This window comes from Rugamonas sp. GW822-FHT03B10 (genome assembly GCF_058801745.1).
The window spans coordinates 115111-129947 of record NZ_JBXANP010000015.1 but is presented as its reverse complement, the minus strand read 5'-3'; the positions used below and the strand labels follow the sequence as shown (position 1 = coordinate 129947).

The window sequence follows — 14837 nt, the reverse complement described above, 5'->3', positions numbered from 1 at the left end:
GCATGCAGACCCATACCATCGCCGTATTGGCGTTCGACGGCATCAGTCCTTTCCATCTGGCCGTGCCGTGCAATGTGTTCGGCGCCGACTGCAACGAGGATGGCCTTCGCCGCATCGCCTTGCTGGTGTGCGCCCAACACCGTGGTTTGCTGCGCACCAGCGCAGGCTTCGATATCCAGGTGCGCCACGGACTGGCGGCGCTGGCGCGGGCCGACACGGTGATTGTGCCCAGTTGGACCAATCCGGACGACGCGCCGCCACCGGCGTTGCTGCGGGCCCTGCGCGCGGCCCATGCGCGCGGCGCGCGCGTGGTGGGCCTGTGCCTGGGGGCGTTCGTGCTGGCGGCGGCCGGTCTGCTGGATGGGCGTCCGGCCACGACGCACTGGCAGGGGACGGAGGCGCTGGCGCGCCGCTATCCGCGTGTGCGCGTGCGGCCGGACGTGCTGTACGTGGACGATGGCGATGTGATGACATCGGCCGGGACGGCGGCCGGCATCGATTGTTGTCTGCACCTGCTGCGCACCTTGTGCGGTAGCGCCGTGGCCAGTCACGTGGCGCGCTGCATGGTAGTGCCGCCGCACCGGCAGGGCGGCCAGGCCCAGTACGTGGAACGGCCGATGGCCGACGCGGCGGGCGGGGAACGTTTCCTGACACTGCTGGACTGGCTGGGCCGCCACCTGCACCAGCAGCACGACCTGGACGCGCTGGCCGCGCGCGCGTTGATGAGCCGCCGCAGTTTCACCCGGCGCTTCCGGCAAGTGACGGGAACCACCGTGCTGCAATGGCTGCTGGCGCAGCGGCTGGCATTGGCCCGGCAGTTGCTGGAGACGAGCGCGCATCCGGTCGAGCGGGTGGCGGAGCTGGCGGGATTCGGTTCGGCGCTGTCGCTGCGCCAGCACTTCGCCAAGACGCTGGGCACCTCGCCCAGCCGCTACCGGCGCGAATTCGGCGGCGCGTGAGCGTTATGGGTGCGGATGCGGCTTGCGTCCGTCCCCGGCTTCTTGCTTGCTGTGCAGGGCGCCGCCGGTGGCGGTGATGGCCTGGTTGATCTTGTCCATCACCTGCGGCGAGATGTCGCGGCTGCACACGATGTAGCGTTTCAGGCCGGCCGGCATGTCGGGGAAGTCCAGCCGCGTGGTTGATTGCAGGATGGGCTCGCGGCGGTGCACGTATTCCCAGTCTTCGCGGTCGACCAGCATGAACGAGGCGCGGCCCACGCCCAGCATGCGCATCATCGACGTGGTGTCGACGGTGCGGCGCATGATCTGGTTGGCGCTGTGGGCGATCATGGCGTCCAGGTCTGCGCCGTAGGATACGCCATCGACCACGCCCAGTGTCAATTCCTGGTCCGCCAGCAGCGACGCCAGCGTGGCGTGGCGCTTCACGCGCGCGAGCGCGGCGGACGACACCAATACGCTGTGCGGCGGGTCGATGGAGATGGGCAGCGTGTATTGGCTCACCGCTTCGCGTTCGGGCAGCCGGTACCAGCTGAACGAGCAGTAATTGGTGGCGCCGTGGCTGAAATTGGCCCAGATCCGTTTCTGCGGTTCGGCGGCAAAACGGGTGGCGACGCCGGCGGCGGCGAAAATGGCGCGCGTGCGTTCCAGCAGAAAGCCTTTGGGGATGCCGTTGTCGAGGTAGTGGTAGGGCGGTTTGTCGCGCCAGCTGACCGTGACGATGGGCGCGGCCGACGCGGCGACGCTTGCGCCCAGCAGCAGGAATGTTGCCAGTATGGCGGGGCGCGCGGTATTCAGGACGGTCAGCATATGCAAGCGATTATAGGCAGCACGCCGGTGAAAGTCACGCCGATAGCGAACCGGCAACGCTGCCGCGCGCTTAACCGGCCAGTGTGCCGTCCAGTTGGTGGCGGGTGATGGCGCCGTGCGCGTCGATGGCGATCCAGCCGCCGCGCGGCGGGGTGGCGTCGGGCTCCCAGTCCGGCAGCACGTAGCGGCGCGTGTCGCCCACGGTGTGCAGGGCGGGGCGGTGGGTGTGGCCGTGGATCATCACGCGCGCGCCCGTGTCGGCGAAGACGGCGGCGATGGCTTGCGGCGCCACGTCCATGATCTCGTATGATTTGCTGCCGTGTTCCTCGCGGCTGCGCTCGCGCATGCCGGCGATGATGGCCTTGCGCTGGGCCAGCGGCATGGCCACGAACTGCTGCTGCCATTCGGGCTGGCGCACCATGGCGCGGAATTCCATGTATTTGGCGTCGTCCGTGCACTGGGCGTCGCCATGCAGCAGCACCACGCGCTGGCCGCCGATGGTGGCCACGTGGATCTCCGGCAGCAGGGTCAGGCCGGCCGCCTGCGCGAAGCCGGCGCCGACCAGGAAGTCGCGGTTGCCGGCGATCCAGTACACGGCCACGCCGGCGTCGGCCACGCGGCGTAACGCCTGAATGATTTGCTGGTGATAGGGATCGTGCAGATCGTCGTCGCCGGCCCAGTATTCGAACAGGTCACCGAGCAGATACAGTTCGCGCGCGTGGCGCGCATGCTGCTCCAGGAACGCCAGGAAGGCCTCGGTGGTGTGCGGGTGGGACGCTTGCAGGTGCAGGTCGGAGATGAATAACGCGAGCGGGTGCGGTGTGGGCATTGCGGGAATCCGGAAAGGCCGCCGCCACGGGTGCGGCGGCCCTGGTTGAAGCGTCGCTTAGTTGTGTCGATTAAGCGGCAGCTTCGACTTTTTCGATGATCACGTCTTCCACTGGCACGTCGGCGAACATGCCGCTGCGGGTGGTCTTGACTTTGCGGATGGCGTCCACCACGTCGGTGCCGTCGGTCACTTTACCGAACACGGCGTAGCCCCAGCCGTCCTGGCCAGGATAGTCGAGGAAGCTGTTGTTTTTCACGTTGATGAAGAACTGGGCCGAGGCCGAGTGCGGAGCCGAGGTGCGGGCCATGGCCAGCGTGTACGGTTCGTTCTTCAGGCCGTTCTTGGCTTCGTTCTCCACCGTGGTGTCGGCTGGCTTCTGCTTCATGCCAGGCTCGAAACCGCCGCCCTGGATCATGAAGCCGTCGATCACGCGGTGGAAGATGGTGTTGTTGTAGTGGCCGGCGTTCATGTAGGCCAGGAAGTTGGCTACCGTCTTCGGTGCTTTTTCAGCGTCCAGTTCGGCGGTGATCTTGCCCAGGTTGGTGGTGATGATAACGGTCGTCATAAGGCATCCATTTGGTGAGTTGTTATTTAAATACGGTCGAGATACGGTCCCGGCGCACGGTTCACGGGGCGCATGACCGGGCAAACCGCTATTTTACAGTTTTGGCTGCACAGGGGTTTTCAAAATCGTGGCCGAGGTGATCACCACCGGCACCACGGGTACATTCTGGAACATGCCCTTGTCGTCCACCAGCACGCCCTTGATCTTGTCGACCACCTCCTGGCCCTTGACCACCTTGCCGAACACGGTGTAGCCGAAGCCGTCCATGCCGGGGTAATTGAGCGCCTGGTTGTCGGCCACGTTGATGTAGAACTGGGCCGTGGCCGAGTGCGGATCGGCCGTGCGGGCCATGGCGATGGTGTAGGGGGCGTTGGTGAGGCCGTTGTTGGCCTCGTTCTGGACCGGCTTTTTGGTCGGTTTTTGCTTCAGGTTCTTGTCGAACCCGCCGCCCTGGATCATGAAGCCGTCGATCACGCGGTGGAAGATGGTGCCCTTGTAATGGCCGCTTTTCACGTATTGCAGGAAGTTGTCCACCGTCTTGGGCGCCTTGTCGTGGTCGAGTTCGACGACGATCTCGCCCATCGTGGTTTTCATCGACACTTGCGGCGTGGCGTCGGCCGCCAGCACGGCGCCGGACAGGGCCAGGCCCGCGCACAGGCTCGCGAATTGACCGGCGGTGGGCAGGCGTTGTTGCAGGGAGGAAAGCATGTTGGGTTCCTGGTCGGATGGGATGTGCTAAAAAGGAAAGTAGTTGAATATTCGCAGGACGCTGCAAAAAACCTCAGGTATATCGGGCCAGTCCGGATTTTATCAATGCTATACTTGACGACGACGTTCCATTCTAACCCGACAAGGTTGGAAAAAAGAACAATAACGAGGAACCCGTCAGTTTCCATGGTGATCACCCGCGTGCCGGCGCCGCACCCTCCAGTGTGGGCGCCACGGCGTCGTATTGCCTGACTGGCCGGTGCCTGCATAACAGCAAGAGTGCGATGAGCAATTTAAAGATTTACAACACGCTGGCGCGTGACAAGCAGACCTTCGTTCCCATGGTGGCAGGCAAGGTGGGCATGTATGTCTGCGGCATGACCATCTACGATTACTGCCACATCGGCCACGCCCGCATGATGATGGCGTTCGACGTGATCTACCGCTGGCTGCGCGCCAGCGGCTACGACGTCAACTACGTGCGCAACATCACCGACATCGACGACAAGATCATCAAGCGCGCGGTGGAGAACGGCGAATCGATCTCGCAGCTGACCGCACGCTTCACCCAGTACATGGACGAGGACACGACGGCGCTGGGCATCCTGCCGCCGACCCAGGTGCCGCGCGCCACCCAGTACGTGCCGCAGATGCTGGCCCTGATCGAAAAGCTGGAGGACAAGGACCTGGCCTACCAGGGCGCCGATGGCGACGTCAATTACGCCGTGCGCAACTTCCCCCAATACGGCCGCCTGTCGGGCAAGTCGCTCGACGACCTGCGCGCCGGCGAGCGCGTGGACGTCAACACGGGCAAGCGCGATCCGCTCGACTTCGTGCTGTGGAAGTCGTCCAAGGAATCCGAGCCCGAGGAAGTGAAGTGGGACTCGAAGTGGGGCAAGGGCCGTCCGGGCTGGCACATCGAATGCTCGGCCATGTCGTGCGCGCTGCTCGGTGAACAGTTCGACATCCACGGCGGCGGCGCCGACCTGCAGTTCCCGCACCATGAGAACGAGATCGCCCAGTCCGAGGGCGCGTCCGGCCACACCATGGTCAACTACTGGATCCACAACGGCTTCGTGCGCGTCGACAACGAGAAGATGTCCAAATCGCTGGGCAACTTCTTCACCATCCGCGACGTGCTGAAGAAATACGACGCCGAGGTGGTGCGCTTCTTCATCCTGCGCGCCCACTACCGCAGCCCGCTCAACTACTCGGACGCCCACCTGGACGACGCGCGCGGCGCCCTCACGCGCCTGTACACGGCGCTCGACGGCGTGGATGGCGACGGCCAGCCGCTGGACTGGAGCGAGGAGCACGCCAAGCGCTTCGCCGAGGCCATGGACGACGACTTCAACACTCCGCTGGCCGTGGCCGCGCTGTTCGACCTGGCCACGGAACTGAACAAGAGCAAATCGCCCGCGCTGGCGCGCCAGCTCAAGGGCCTGGCCGGCGTGATCGGCCTGCTCGAACGCACGCCGCAGCAGTTCCGCCAGGCCAGCGTGGGCGAGGCCGGCGGCCTCGATGAAGCGGCCATCGCCGACGCCATCGCGCGCCGCAAGGCCGCCAAGCAGGCGCGCGACTTCGCCGAGTCGGACCGGATCCGGGCCGAGCTGCTGGCGGCCGGCATCATCCTCGAAGACAAGCCTGACGGCAGCACCAACTGGCGCCGCGCATAATGGTTCCCGCCAAGGAGATGAACGTGGGCGCCGCCGCCGCCGCTGCGACGGCGGCCGTGCCGCCGTACTGGGAAGAAGCCAAGATCGAGCTGATGAAGCGGGACCGCATCATGAAGAAGCTGATCCCGCAATTCGGCGACCTGCACCTGGTCGGCCATGACGACCCGTTCACCACCCTGGCCCGTTCCATCGTGGGGCAGCAAGTGAGCACCAAGGCCGCCGACGCGGCTTGGCGCAAGCTGCTGCTGGCCTGCCCCAAGTGCACGCCGGCCCAGGTGCTCAAGGCCGGCGCCGAGCAGCTGGCCGGCTGCGGCCTGTCCAAGCGCAAGACCGAATACATCCTCGACCTGGCCGACCACTTCAAGGCGCGCCGCGTGCACGCCAGCCAGTGGGACCAGATGGAGGACGAGGCCGTGATCGCGGAGCTGGTGCAAATCCGCGGCATCACGCGCTGGACGGCAGAGATGTTCCTGATCTTTAACCTGCTGCGCCCCAATGTCCTGCCGCTCGACGACGCGGGCCTGATCCAGGGCATCAGCGTCAATTATTTTTCCGGCGAGCCCGTTTCGCGCAGCGACGCGCGCGAGGTGTCGGCCAATTGGGAGCCGTGGCGCACGGTGGCCACCTGGTACTTATGGCGTAGCCTGGACCCGGTTCCTGTAGAATAATGACTCTAATCGCCGGGCGCGGTCTTTTTTCGTTCGCCCGGCTGAGCAAAAACACGGAGGTACAATGACTAAAACGACTTTCCTCAACTTCGAGCAACCGATCGCGGAACTCGATTCCAAGATCGAAGAGCTGCGTTTCGTGCAAGACGATTCGGCCGTCGACATCTCGGAGGAGATCGACCGCCTGGCCAAGAAGAGCCAGCAGCTGACCAAGGACATCTACGCCAAGCTCACGCCCTGGCAGGTCGCGCAGATCGCGCGCCATCCGCAGCGCCCCTACACCATGGACTACGTGAACGAAATCTTCACCGATTTCCATGAACTGCACGGCGACCGCAGCTACGCGGACGACCTGTCCGTGGTGGGCGGCCTGGCCCGCTTCAACGGCCAGGCCTGCATGGTGATCGGCCACCAGAAGGGCCGCGACACCAAGGAACGCGCGATGCGCAATTTCGGCATGCCCAAGCCCGAAGGCTACCGCAAGGCCATGCGCCTGATGAAACTGGCCGAAAAATTCGGCATCCCCATTTTCACCTTCGTCGACACCCCGGGCGCGTTCCCCGGCATCGACGCGGAAGAGCGCGGCCAGTCGGAAGCGATCGGCCACAACCTGTACGTGATGGCGGAACTGAAAGTGCCGCTGATCGCCACCATCATCGGTGAAGGCGGTTCCGGCGGCGCGCTGGCCATCGCCGTGGGCGACGCCGTGCTGATGCTGCAATACGCGACCTATTCCGTGATCTCGCCCGAAGGCTGCGCCTCGATCCTGTGGAAGACCTCCGAGCGCGCCGCCGACGCGGCCGAAGCGCTGGGCCTGACCGCGCACCGCCTGAAGGCGATGGGCCTGATCGACAAGATCGTCACCGAGCCGCTGGGTGGCGCGCACCGCGATCCCAAGCAGATGGCCACGCTGCTCAAGCGCGCGCTGGCCGACTCGCTGCGCCAGTTCCATGGCATGAAGACCAAGGACCTGCTGACGGCGCGCCACGAAAAGCTGATGAGCTACGGCAAGTTCAAGGAAACCACGCCGCAGGAATAAGCACGGGGCGAGCGTCGCCCCCTGGCATGAACACAAACCGGGGACGGGCCACGCGCGCGGGGAGCGATTCCCCGGCGCGTGGCCCGTCCCCGGTTTTCTCTTTGGAGCATTGATTGAACAAGCAACAAATCCCCACGCTGGCCTCCACCTTCACCCAGACGCTGGACGCGATGGGGCAGGGCGTCACGGCCCGCGTGGCCGTCGCCCTCAGCGGCGGGCTCGATTCGTCCGCGCTGCTGCACCTCGCGCACGCGTGGGCGCGCGCGCATGGCGCCGCGCTGCACGCGTTCCACGTCCACCACGGCCTGAGCCCGAACGCGGACGCCTGGCAGGCGCACTGCGAACAGGCGTGCGCCGCGCTCGGCGTGCCGTTCGCCGCGCGCCGCGTGCAGCTGGACCCGCGCGCCGGCACCGGCACGGAGGCGGCGGCCCGCAAGGCCCGCTACGGCGCGCTGGGCGCCCTGTGCCGCGAACACGACGTGGCGCTGCTGCTGACGGCCCACCATCTGGACGATCAGGCCGAGACGGTGCTGCTGCAATTGCTGCGCGGCTCCGGCCCGGCCGGCCTGTCCGGCATGGACGCGGCCAACGCGGCGCCCGGCCTGCTCGACAACGATACCTTGCTGATGGCGCGCCCCTTGCTGTCGGCCTCGCGTCCGCAACTGGAGGCGTATGTGACCGAACATGGCATCAGCTACGTGAACGACGAGTCGAACAGCGATCCCCGTTTCGCCCGCAACGCCCTGCGCCACCAGGTGATGCCGGCGCTGGCGCAAGCGTTCCCCGGTTTCCAGCAGCGCTTCGCGCGCAGCGCCGCGCACGCGCAATCGGCCCAGCGCCTGCTGACGGAAATCGCGCAGCAAGACCTGGCCGCCTGCCTCGATGGCGACTGCCTCGACATCGGCCGCCTGCGCCAACTGAGCCTGGACCGCATCCACAACCTGCTGCGCCACTGGTTCGGCACGCGCCAGCTGCGCATGCCCAGCGCGGCCTGGCTGGCCGAGATGGTGACGCAACTGCTGGAGGCGCGTTACGACGCCCAGCTGCTCGTCACCCATCCCGACTGCCACGTGCGGCGCCACCGCGACCGCCTGTATCTGACGCCCAAGCTGGCCGACCTGCCCGGCACGCGCGAAGACCAGTTCGACCAGAGCCCCGGCCAGGACTTCGTGTGGCAGGGCGAGACGTCGCAGGCGTTCCCGGCCTACGGCGGCGTGCTGCATTTCGACGTGGCCGACACGGGGTTCGCGCCCGACTGGCTGCGCGCCCAGGCGCTGGTGATCGAATTCCGGCGCGGCGGCGAGCGGCTCAAGCTGGCGCCCAACCGGTCCACCCGTCCGCTGAAATACCACTATCAAGAGTGTGGGATTCCCGCCTGGGAACGCGGCCGCCTACCCGTGGTGCGCACGGCCGCCGACGTGCTGTACGCGGCCGGTCTGGGCATGGATTGCCGTCATGTGGGCGAGGGCGCGGGACAGCGCATCGCCCTGCGCTGGGAGTCTGTATAGACAAGCTTGCATTCACGCAATTTTGTATGTAGATATGCCGATACAGTATGATTTTATGCGGTTTTTGTCTTGTTATTTTGCAGTGCGGCATGTACAGTAAAGGGCTCCATTTATTCAAATTTGAGCGGAAAACTCACTGTTATGGCTTTAATCGTGCACAAATACGGCGGTACGTCGATGGGTTCGACGGACCGTATCAAGAACGTCGCGCGTCGCGTTGCCAAGTGGCATGACGCAGGACACCAGATCGTCGTGGTGCCATCGGCAATGTCGGGCGAAACCAACCGTCTGATCGCGCTGGCGAAGGAAATCCAGGCCCAGCCTGATCCCCGCGAACTGGACATGATCGCCTCCACCGGCGAGCAAGTATCGGTCGGCCTGCTGTCGATGGCGCTGCTGGCGCTGGGCAAGCAAGCCGTGTCCTACGCCGGCTGGCAAGTGGCGATTAAAACCGACTCCGCCTTCACCAAGGCCCGCATCCAGTCGATCGACGACGAAAAAGTGCGGCGCGACCTCGACGCCGGCAAGATCGTCATCATCACCGGCTTCCAGGGTGTGGACGAGCACGGCAACATCTCGACCCTGGGTCGTGGCGGTTCCGACACCTCGGCCGTGGCCATCGCCGCCGCCATGAAGGCGTCCGAATGCCTGATCTTCACCGACGTGGACGGCGTGTACACGACCGACCCGCGCGTGGTGTCGGAAGCGCGCCGCCTGAAAGCCATCACGTTCGAGGAAATGCTGGAACTGGCATCGCTGGGCTCGAAAGTCCTGCAGACCCGTTCGGTGGAATTCGCCGGCAACTACCGCGTGCCCACGCGCGTGCTGTCGTCGCTGACCGACCCGATGCTGGACCTGGAAGAAGAAGCCAACTCGGGCACCCTGATTTCGTTTGAGGAAGATACACACATGGAACAAGCAGTCATCTCGGGCATCGCATTCAACCGTGACGAAGCCAAAATCACCGTGCTGGGCGTGCCGGACCGTCCGGGCGTGGCCTACCACATCCTGGGCCCGGTGGCGGAAGCCAACATCGAAGTGGACATGATCATCCAGAACCAATCGGTGGATGGCAAGACCGACTTCACGTTCACGGTATCGCGCAACGACTACGCCAAGGCGATGGACGTGCTGAACGCGTGCAAGGAAGAACTGGGCGCCGCCAGCTTCACGGGCGACGCCAAAGTGTCGAAGATCTCCGTGGTCGGCGTGGGCATGCGCAGCCACGTGGGCGTGGCCTCGCAGATGTTCCGCACGCTGTCGGAAGAGGGCATCAACATCAAGATGATCTCCACCTCCGAGATCAAGATTTCCGTGCTGATCGACGAGAAATACATGGAACTGGCCGTGCGCGCGCTGCACAAATCGTTCGGTCTGGAAAAAGCGTAAATATTTCGAAAAAAGATCGCCACTAACCTTGACCAAACAGACGACGGTCTATACTATGGCGGTCGTCTGCTCTAGCGCAGTTTGGCTGGAAAGACATAGTTGAGCAATCGACTAGGAGACGTGGCCGAGTGGCCGAAGGCACTTCCCTGCTAAGGAAGCATACGGGCAAAACCTGTATCGTGGGTTCGAATCCCACCGTCTCCGCCAGAACAAATAAAAAAGCCTCCCCTGCGGGAGGCTTTTTTATTTGTTCGGACGGAAACGGTGGGGTTCGAAGGGTTTGCGCGTGCCGCGCAAACCCTCTCCGAATCGCCCAACTGCTGCCGCTGCGCGGCGGCCCCGCGCGCCGTGGGCGCGCGACTTATGCGTCATCTGCATCAGGCCTCTGAAAACAAAGCATGCCATTGCCGAGACCTTCAAACCGAAGGTCATATCCGCACGAGCGCATCCTCGCAATACATCCGAATCGTCTCCCATCTTTTTCTCCAACGCAGCCGATAGAGCAGCACGCCACCGCAAGGCAGCGCAAGAGGGGCGCGCCATCCCTGGCAAGCAATGCAATATTCTTCAAATCACTTATAATGGATAAGCGATTTGCCTAATAATGGATGAAATATGCAGCGATATAACGTAGGATTGATCGGTTATGGCGTAGGCGGCGCCATCTTCCACGCCCCGATGATAGCCGCTACACCGGGACTGAAGCTGGCCCGCGTCGCCAGCCGCAGCGCCGATCCGGATGAGTTGAGCCGTGCGTATCCCGGCGTGAAACGCGATGACGCGCCGCAAGCGATGCTGGACGATCCCGCCATCGCCCTGGTTGTGGTCTGTACACCGAACGCCAGCCACTACGCCCTGGCCAAGGCCGCCCTTCAAGCTGGCAAGCACGTGGTGGTGGACAAGCCGTTCGTGCTGTCGTCGGTCGAAGGCGACGAGCTGGTGGCGCTGGCCCGGCAGAAGGGCCTGCTGCTGAGCGTGTATCAGAACCGGCGCTGGGATGGCGACTTCCTGACGCTGCGCCAGACCGTCGCATCGGGCGAGCTTGGTCCCATCCACACGTATCGGGCCCATTTCGACCGCTATTCGCCGCAGGTGAAGCGCAGCTGGAAATCCGAGCCGCAGCCCGGATCGGGCGTGCTGTGGGATCTGGGTTCCCACCTGATCGACCAGGTCTTGCAGCTGTTCGGTCTTCCGCACACCGTCACGGCGCAGGTATCGATACAGCGCGAAGGCGCGCAGGTGGAAGACGCGTTTGAACTGGTGCTGGACTACGGCATCCGCAAGGCCGTGCTGCACGCCAGCGCATTGGTGCGCGCTCCCGGGCCGCGCTACGAAGCGCATGGCACGCAGGGCAGCTTCATCAAATACGGCGTCGACACCCAGGAGGACACGCTGAAGCGCGGCGGCCACCCCGGCGACGCCGGCTGGGGCCATGATCTGCCGGCCAACTACGCCACCATCACCAGCGCCGATGGCGTCAGCCGCGTGGTGGAAACCATCCCCGGCGATTACCGCGCCTATTACAGCGCCATTCACCACGCGATCGCGCAAGGCGGGCCGGTGCCCGTGGCGGCGGAAGATGCGGTGGCGGTGGTGCGTGTGATCGAATGCGCGTACCGCAGCCACCGCGAACGGCGCACCATCGATTTCGTCTAAGGAGCGCGACATGCAGACAGATTACGCAAGCATGCTGGCGGCGCTGGCCCGCGAAGAGGAGGAGTTGCAGTTCACTGCTTTCTCGAACGGTGACGCGCTGGCACTGGGCCTGAAGCTGGTGGAGCGTGCCCATGCACTGGGCAAGGCCATCACGGTGGACATCACCCGCCACGGCCACCAGCTGTTCCACCACGCGATGGCGGGCACCTCGCCGGACAACGGCCACTGGGTGCGCCGCAAGAACAACGTGGTGCAGCGTTATGGCCGCAGCTCGTGGCACGTGGGCACGCAATACCGCAGCAAGGGCAAGACCTTCGAGGTCGACAGCGGCGTCCATCCCGCCGATTTCGCCGCGCATGGCGGCGCGTTTCCCTTGTCGTTGCGCGGCACCGGCGTGATCGGCACGGTGACCGTGTCCGGCTTGCCGCAGCAGGAAGACCACGAGCTGGTGACGTCCGTGCTGCGCGCCTACCTGGAAGCGCGCCCATGAACAAGCACGGCACGCTACCGCAGGCCGAGCGGCTCGACGCGATCTGCGCCTACCTCGGCCACCACTATCGCGTCGGCATCGAGGACATCTGCAAGCTGTTCGGCGTGACGCGCGACACGGCCCGGCGCGACGTGGTACGGCTCGATGCGGCCGGCCGCGCGCTGCGCGTGCGCGGGGGCGCGGTGCTGCCGCCGCAAAGCCGGCAGGTCGAGCGCTACGCCCAGCGCACGGGCGCCACCGGCGCCAAGCAAGCGATAGGCCGCGCGGCCGCTGCGTTGCTGCGCGACGGCGACCGTGTGCTGTTCGATACGTCCACCACGGTGCTGGCCGTGGCCCGCGCCACCACGGCCGCGCCATTGAACGTGGTGACCAATTCGATCGATGTGGCCGAGGCGCTCGGCCAGAGGGAAGGGATGGAACTGCATGTGCTGGGCGGGCGTTTCAACGCCTGGCAGCGTAGCCTGGAAGGGGCGCAGACGCGGCTCGGTCTCGCGCAGTTCCAGTTCGATAAGCTGATTCTCGGCGCCTGCGCCATCGACCCGCTGGGCCTGACCTGTCCATCGGACGACGAAGCCTCGCTCAAGCAGGCGATGATGCGTCAGGCCAGCCAGGTGATCGTAGTGGCGGACGGTTCCAAATTCAGCAAGGCGTTCATGCACCGTCTGTGCCAGTTCGACGCCATTGACGTGCTGGTGACGGACCAGCCGCCACCGGCCGCCATCGCCGCCGCGCTGGACGCCGTTGGCGTGCGCCTGATCGTCGCCGGACCAGCGCTCGCGCATGAACAGGCGGGGTAGGACGGCGGGCGTTGGTTCCTGTCAGCCGTAATGCGTGGCGGCGAAGGTGTTGAGCAGGGCCAGGCCTTGCTGCCACATTTTGAGGTCGCTGTCGGAGCCGATGTGGCCCAGACCATCGAGCACGGTCAACTCGCTGCCCCAGGCGTCGGCGAACGCGGTGGCGCGTGCCACCGTCACGTAATGGTCGCCGTGGCTCACCACCACATGCGACGGGAACGGCAGCGGTAGCAGCGGCATCGGGGTGAAGCCGGTGGTCCCCGGTGGATAGCTGTCGGCTTCCGTGTCGCTGGGCGCGACGAGGAAGGCGCCCTTGATACGGCGCGGGTATTTCTCGGCCCATTTGGCGACCAGCGTGCAGGCCAGGCTGTGCGCGACCAGCACCACTTCGCCCGGCGCGGCGGCGACGGCGCGCTCCAGCGTCTCGACCCAGTCGTGGCAGACGGGCGTATCCCAGTCCTTCTGCTCAACGCGGTGGAAGTCGCCGAACGCGCGTTCCCAGTGGGTTTGCCAATGCTTTTCACCCGAGTTGTACAGGCCGGGCAGGGTCAGCATGGTGTAGGTGGACATCGGTATTCCTCTCAGGTCAAAGTGATCGGTGGCGGCGCGGCGACGCCCGGGATCGTCATGCGTGGCGCCTGTGCCGGCGCCGCGCTCACGCCGCCTCAAGCAGCTGCTGCGGCGCGTTCCACACCTGCTGCGCCACGCGCATCATGTTGCGGCCCAGGACCAGTTCGATCTCGGCATTGTTCATGCCGATGCGGCGCAGCGCTGGCGCCAGTTCGCGCCATACTGATGGCGGGGTGAAGGTGGGCCGGCGGCTGGCGTCGTAGCCGGCCGACGCCGGCCACCAGTGACCGGGATCGAACGCGCCGGGCGGCGTGTCGTCCAGACCCGGTTGCTGGAAGCAGATGTCGAGGCCGATGCCGGCATGGGCCACGCCCACCAGTTCGGCGATGTAGGCCACGTGGCGCGCCACGTCGTCCGCGCCCGGCCGTTCGCTGCCGAGGAACCACGACAGGCCGGACACGCACACCACGCCGCCCGTGGCGGCGCAGGCCTGTATCTGTTCGTCGCTCACGTTGCGGCCGTGCTGCACCAGCGCCAGCGGATTGGCGTGGCTGAAGATGACGGGCTTGGACGACGCGGCCATGATCTCCAGGCTGCAGCGGCGGCCCGTGTGCGAGCAGTCCATCAGGATGCCGGCGTCGTTGACGGCGGCCACCATGCGGTGTCCCAGCCCCGTCAGGCCGCGCGCCACGTCGTGGCAGCCGTCGGCCACGCTGTTGTTGCGGTTGTAGGCGAAATGGATCTGGCGCACGCCCAGCTGGGCGTACAGCGCCACCATCTCCGGCTGCTCCAGCAGCGGCATGGCGCCTTCCAGATCGAAGCTGAGGGCGATGCGGCCATCGGCGGCGGCCTGGATGATGTCATCCACGCTCGTTACCAGCGCGTAGCGCTCGGGTTGCGCGGCGATGGTGGCGCGGTAGCCGGCGATCACGGACATGACCTGCGACACCGGGTTCATGTCCGCGCCCACGTTGAGCGACACGTAGTTCACGCCGGCCGCGTGCAGCTGGTCCACCGGCGTGAAGTCGGCTTGCGGGTGTTGTGGCAGGCAGGCGTGGGCATCCCAGTTGATCATAATCGCGTTCTCTTTTCGTTAAAATGATGCGTCTTGCAACCGCAGGCGCCCTATGTTCCCATGAAAGCCGGTACGGGGCAATCGAGGATGGCCTCGGTCAGGGC

Annotated in this window: 15 protein-coding genes and 1 tRNA gene; 10 read left to right on the top strand and 6 right to left on the bottom strand. The window is 65.3% G+C overall.

The genetic code is table 11. The features are described from left to right. The first annotated feature begins 2 nt into the window (after positions 1–2). Positions 3–959, top strand: coding sequence for a helix-turn-helix domain-containing protein (locus tag AC1RQG_RS21145; protein ID WP_493134288.1), 957 nt, complete (start codon positions 3–5; stop codon positions 957–959). Between the two features lie 3 nt (positions 960–962). On the opposite strand, the gene AC1RQG_RS21140 is transcribed toward AC1RQG_RS21145, so the two are convergent. The 4 genes from AC1RQG_RS21140 to AC1RQG_RS21125 all read right to left on the bottom strand — a co-directional run bounded on the left by AC1RQG_RS21140 (position 963) and on the right by AC1RQG_RS21125 (position 3868). Further along, entirely contained in the window at positions 963–1766 is an 804-nt protein-coding gene (locus AC1RQG_RS21140) for a hypothetical protein (protein WP_493134286.1), read from the bottom strand. A 70-nt stretch (positions 1767–1836) separates the two neighbouring features. Then, positions 1837–2595, bottom strand: a complete 759-nt coding sequence (locus AC1RQG_RS21135; protein ID WP_493134284.1) for a UDP-2,3-diacylglucosamine diphosphatase — start codon at positions 2593–2595, stop codon at positions 1837–1839. Positions 2596–2665: 70 nt separating this feature from the next. Further along, entirely contained in the window at positions 2666–3160 is a 495-nt protein-coding gene (locus AC1RQG_RS21130; protein WP_182159513.1) for a peptidylprolyl isomerase, read from the bottom strand. Positions 3161–3253: 93 nt separating this feature from the next. Continuing rightward, positions 3254–3868 (bottom strand): peptidylprolyl isomerase, encoded by a 615-nt coding sequence (locus tag AC1RQG_RS21125; RefSeq protein WP_493134281.1) that lies wholly within the window; start codon positions 3866–3868, stop codon positions 3254–3256. A 284-nt stretch (positions 3869–4152) separates the two neighbouring features. On the opposite strand from AC1RQG_RS21125, the gene cysS reads away from it, so the two are divergent. The 9 genes from cysS to AC1RQG_RS21080 all read left to right on the top strand — a co-directional run bounded on the left by cysS (position 4153) and on the right by AC1RQG_RS21080 (position 13091). Then, positions 4153–5544 (top strand): cysteine--tRNA ligase, encoded by a 1392-nt coding sequence (cysS, locus tag AC1RQG_RS21120; protein WP_493134279.1) that lies wholly within the window; start codon positions 4153–4155, stop codon positions 5542–5544. Then, positions 5544–6212: a DNA-3-methyladenine glycosylase family protein gene (locus AC1RQG_RS21115; protein ID WP_493134277.1), complete on the top strand. Its 669-nt coding sequence runs from the start codon at positions 5544–5546 to the stop codon at positions 6210–6212. The genes cysS and AC1RQG_RS21115 overlap by 1 nt, the downstream gene beginning before the upstream one ends. A 64-nt stretch (positions 6213–6276) precedes the next feature. Next, positions 6277–7251, top strand: a complete 975-nt coding sequence (locus AC1RQG_RS21110) for an acetyl-CoA carboxylase carboxyltransferase subunit alpha (RefSeq protein WP_493134275.1) — start codon at positions 6277–6279, stop codon at positions 7249–7251. Positions 7252–7364: 113 nt separating this feature from the next. Beyond that, positions 7365–8759 carry a tRNA lysidine(34) synthetase TilS gene (tilS, locus tag AC1RQG_RS21105; RefSeq protein ID WP_493134273.1) on the top strand — a complete coding sequence of 465 codons (1395 nt, stop codon included), beginning with the start codon at positions 7365–7367 and terminating at the stop codon, positions 8757–8759. Between the two features lie 141 nt (positions 8760–8900). Then, positions 8901–10148, top strand: coding sequence for an aspartate kinase (locus AC1RQG_RS21100; RefSeq protein WP_493134271.1), 1248 nt, complete (start codon positions 8901–8903; stop codon positions 10146–10148). Positions 10149–10262: 114 nt separating this feature from the next. After that, positions 10263–10355, top strand: a tRNA-Ser gene (locus tag AC1RQG_RS21095). A 408-nt stretch (positions 10356–10763) separates the two neighbouring features. Then, positions 10764–11804: an oxidoreductase gene (locus AC1RQG_RS21090; RefSeq protein ID WP_493134269.1), complete on the top strand. Its 1041-nt coding sequence runs from the start codon at positions 10764–10766 to the stop codon at positions 11802–11804. A 10-nt stretch (positions 11805–11814) separates the two neighbouring features. Continuing rightward, positions 11815–12294, top strand: coding sequence for a heme-degrading domain-containing protein (locus AC1RQG_RS21085; RefSeq protein ID WP_493134267.1), 480 nt, complete (start codon positions 11815–11817; stop codon positions 12292–12294). Continuing rightward, positions 12291–13091 carry a DeoR/GlpR family DNA-binding transcription regulator gene (locus tag AC1RQG_RS21080; protein WP_493134265.1) on the top strand — a complete coding sequence of 267 codons (801 nt, stop codon included), beginning with the start codon at positions 12291–12293 and terminating at the stop codon, positions 13089–13091. The genes AC1RQG_RS21085 and AC1RQG_RS21080 overlap by 4 nt, the downstream gene beginning before the upstream one ends. Positions 13092–13112: 21 nt before the next feature. On the opposite strand, the gene AC1RQG_RS21075 is transcribed toward AC1RQG_RS21080, so the two are convergent. Together AC1RQG_RS21075 and AC1RQG_RS21070 are read right to left on the bottom strand one after the other, a co-directional pair. Then, a complete protein-coding gene (locus AC1RQG_RS21075) occupies positions 13113–13658 on the bottom strand; it encodes an RBBP9/YdeN family alpha/beta hydrolase (protein WP_493134263.1) in 546 nt (181 codons plus the stop codon). Positions 13659–13743: 85 nt separating this feature from the next. Next, on the bottom strand, positions 13744–14733 hold the full coding sequence (locus AC1RQG_RS21070; RefSeq protein ID WP_493134261.1) for a dipeptidase: 990 nt from the start codon (positions 14731–14733) through the stop codon (positions 13744–13746). Between the last annotated feature and the right edge of the window lie 104 nt (positions 14734–14837).

Excerpts from the sequence above, each read along its gene's own strand:
- AC1RQG_RS21100 (WP_493134271.1), top strand. The coding sequence starts at position 8,901 with ATGGCTTTAATCGTGCACAAATACGGCGGTACGTCGATGGGTTCGACG.
- AC1RQG_RS21140 (WP_493134286.1), bottom strand. The coding sequence starts at position 1,766 with ATGCTGACCGTCCTGAATACCGCGCGCCCCGCCATACTGGCAACATTC.
- AC1RQG_RS21135 (WP_493134284.1), bottom strand. The coding sequence starts at position 2,595 with ATGCCCACACCGCACCCGCTCGCGTTATTCATCTCCGACCTGCACCTG.
- AC1RQG_RS21085 (WP_493134267.1), top strand. The coding sequence starts at position 11,815 with ATGCAGACAGATTACGCAAGCATGCTGGCGGCGCTGGCCCGCGAAGAG.
- cysS (WP_493134279.1), top strand. The coding sequence starts at position 4,153 with ATGAGCAATTTAAAGATTTACAACACGCTGGCGCGTGACAAGCAGACC.
- AC1RQG_RS21090 (WP_493134269.1), top strand. The coding sequence starts at position 10,764 with ATGCAGCGATATAACGTAGGATTGATCGGTTATGGCGTAGGCGGCGCC.
- AC1RQG_RS21080 (WP_493134265.1), top strand. The coding sequence starts at position 12,291 with ATGAACAAGCACGGCACGCTACCGCAGGCCGAGCGGCTCGACGCGATC.
- AC1RQG_RS21115 (WP_493134277.1), top strand. The coding sequence starts at position 5,544 with ATGGTTCCCGCCAAGGAGATGAACGTGGGCGCCGCCGCCGCCGCTGCG.
- AC1RQG_RS21075 (WP_493134263.1), bottom strand. The coding sequence starts at position 13,658 with ATGTCCACCTACACCATGCTGACCCTGCCCGGCCTGTACAACTCGGGT.
- AC1RQG_RS21130 (WP_182159513.1), bottom strand. The coding sequence starts at position 3,160 with ATGACGACCGTTATCATCACCACCAACCTGGGCAAGATCACCGCCGAA.
- AC1RQG_RS21110 (WP_493134275.1), top strand. The coding sequence starts at position 6,277 with ATGACTAAAACGACTTTCCTCAACTTCGAGCAACCGATCGCGGAACTC.
- AC1RQG_RS21125 (WP_493134281.1), bottom strand. The coding sequence starts at position 3,868 with ATGCTTTCCTCCCTGCAACAACGCCTGCCCACCGCCGGTCAATTCGCG.
- AC1RQG_RS21145 (WP_493134288.1), top strand. The coding sequence starts at position 3 with ATGCAGACCCATACCATCGCCGTATTGGCGTTCGACGGCATCAGTCCT.
- AC1RQG_RS21070 (WP_493134261.1), bottom strand. The coding sequence starts at position 14,733 with ATGATCAACTGGGATGCCCACGCCTGCCTGCCACAACACCCGCAAGCC.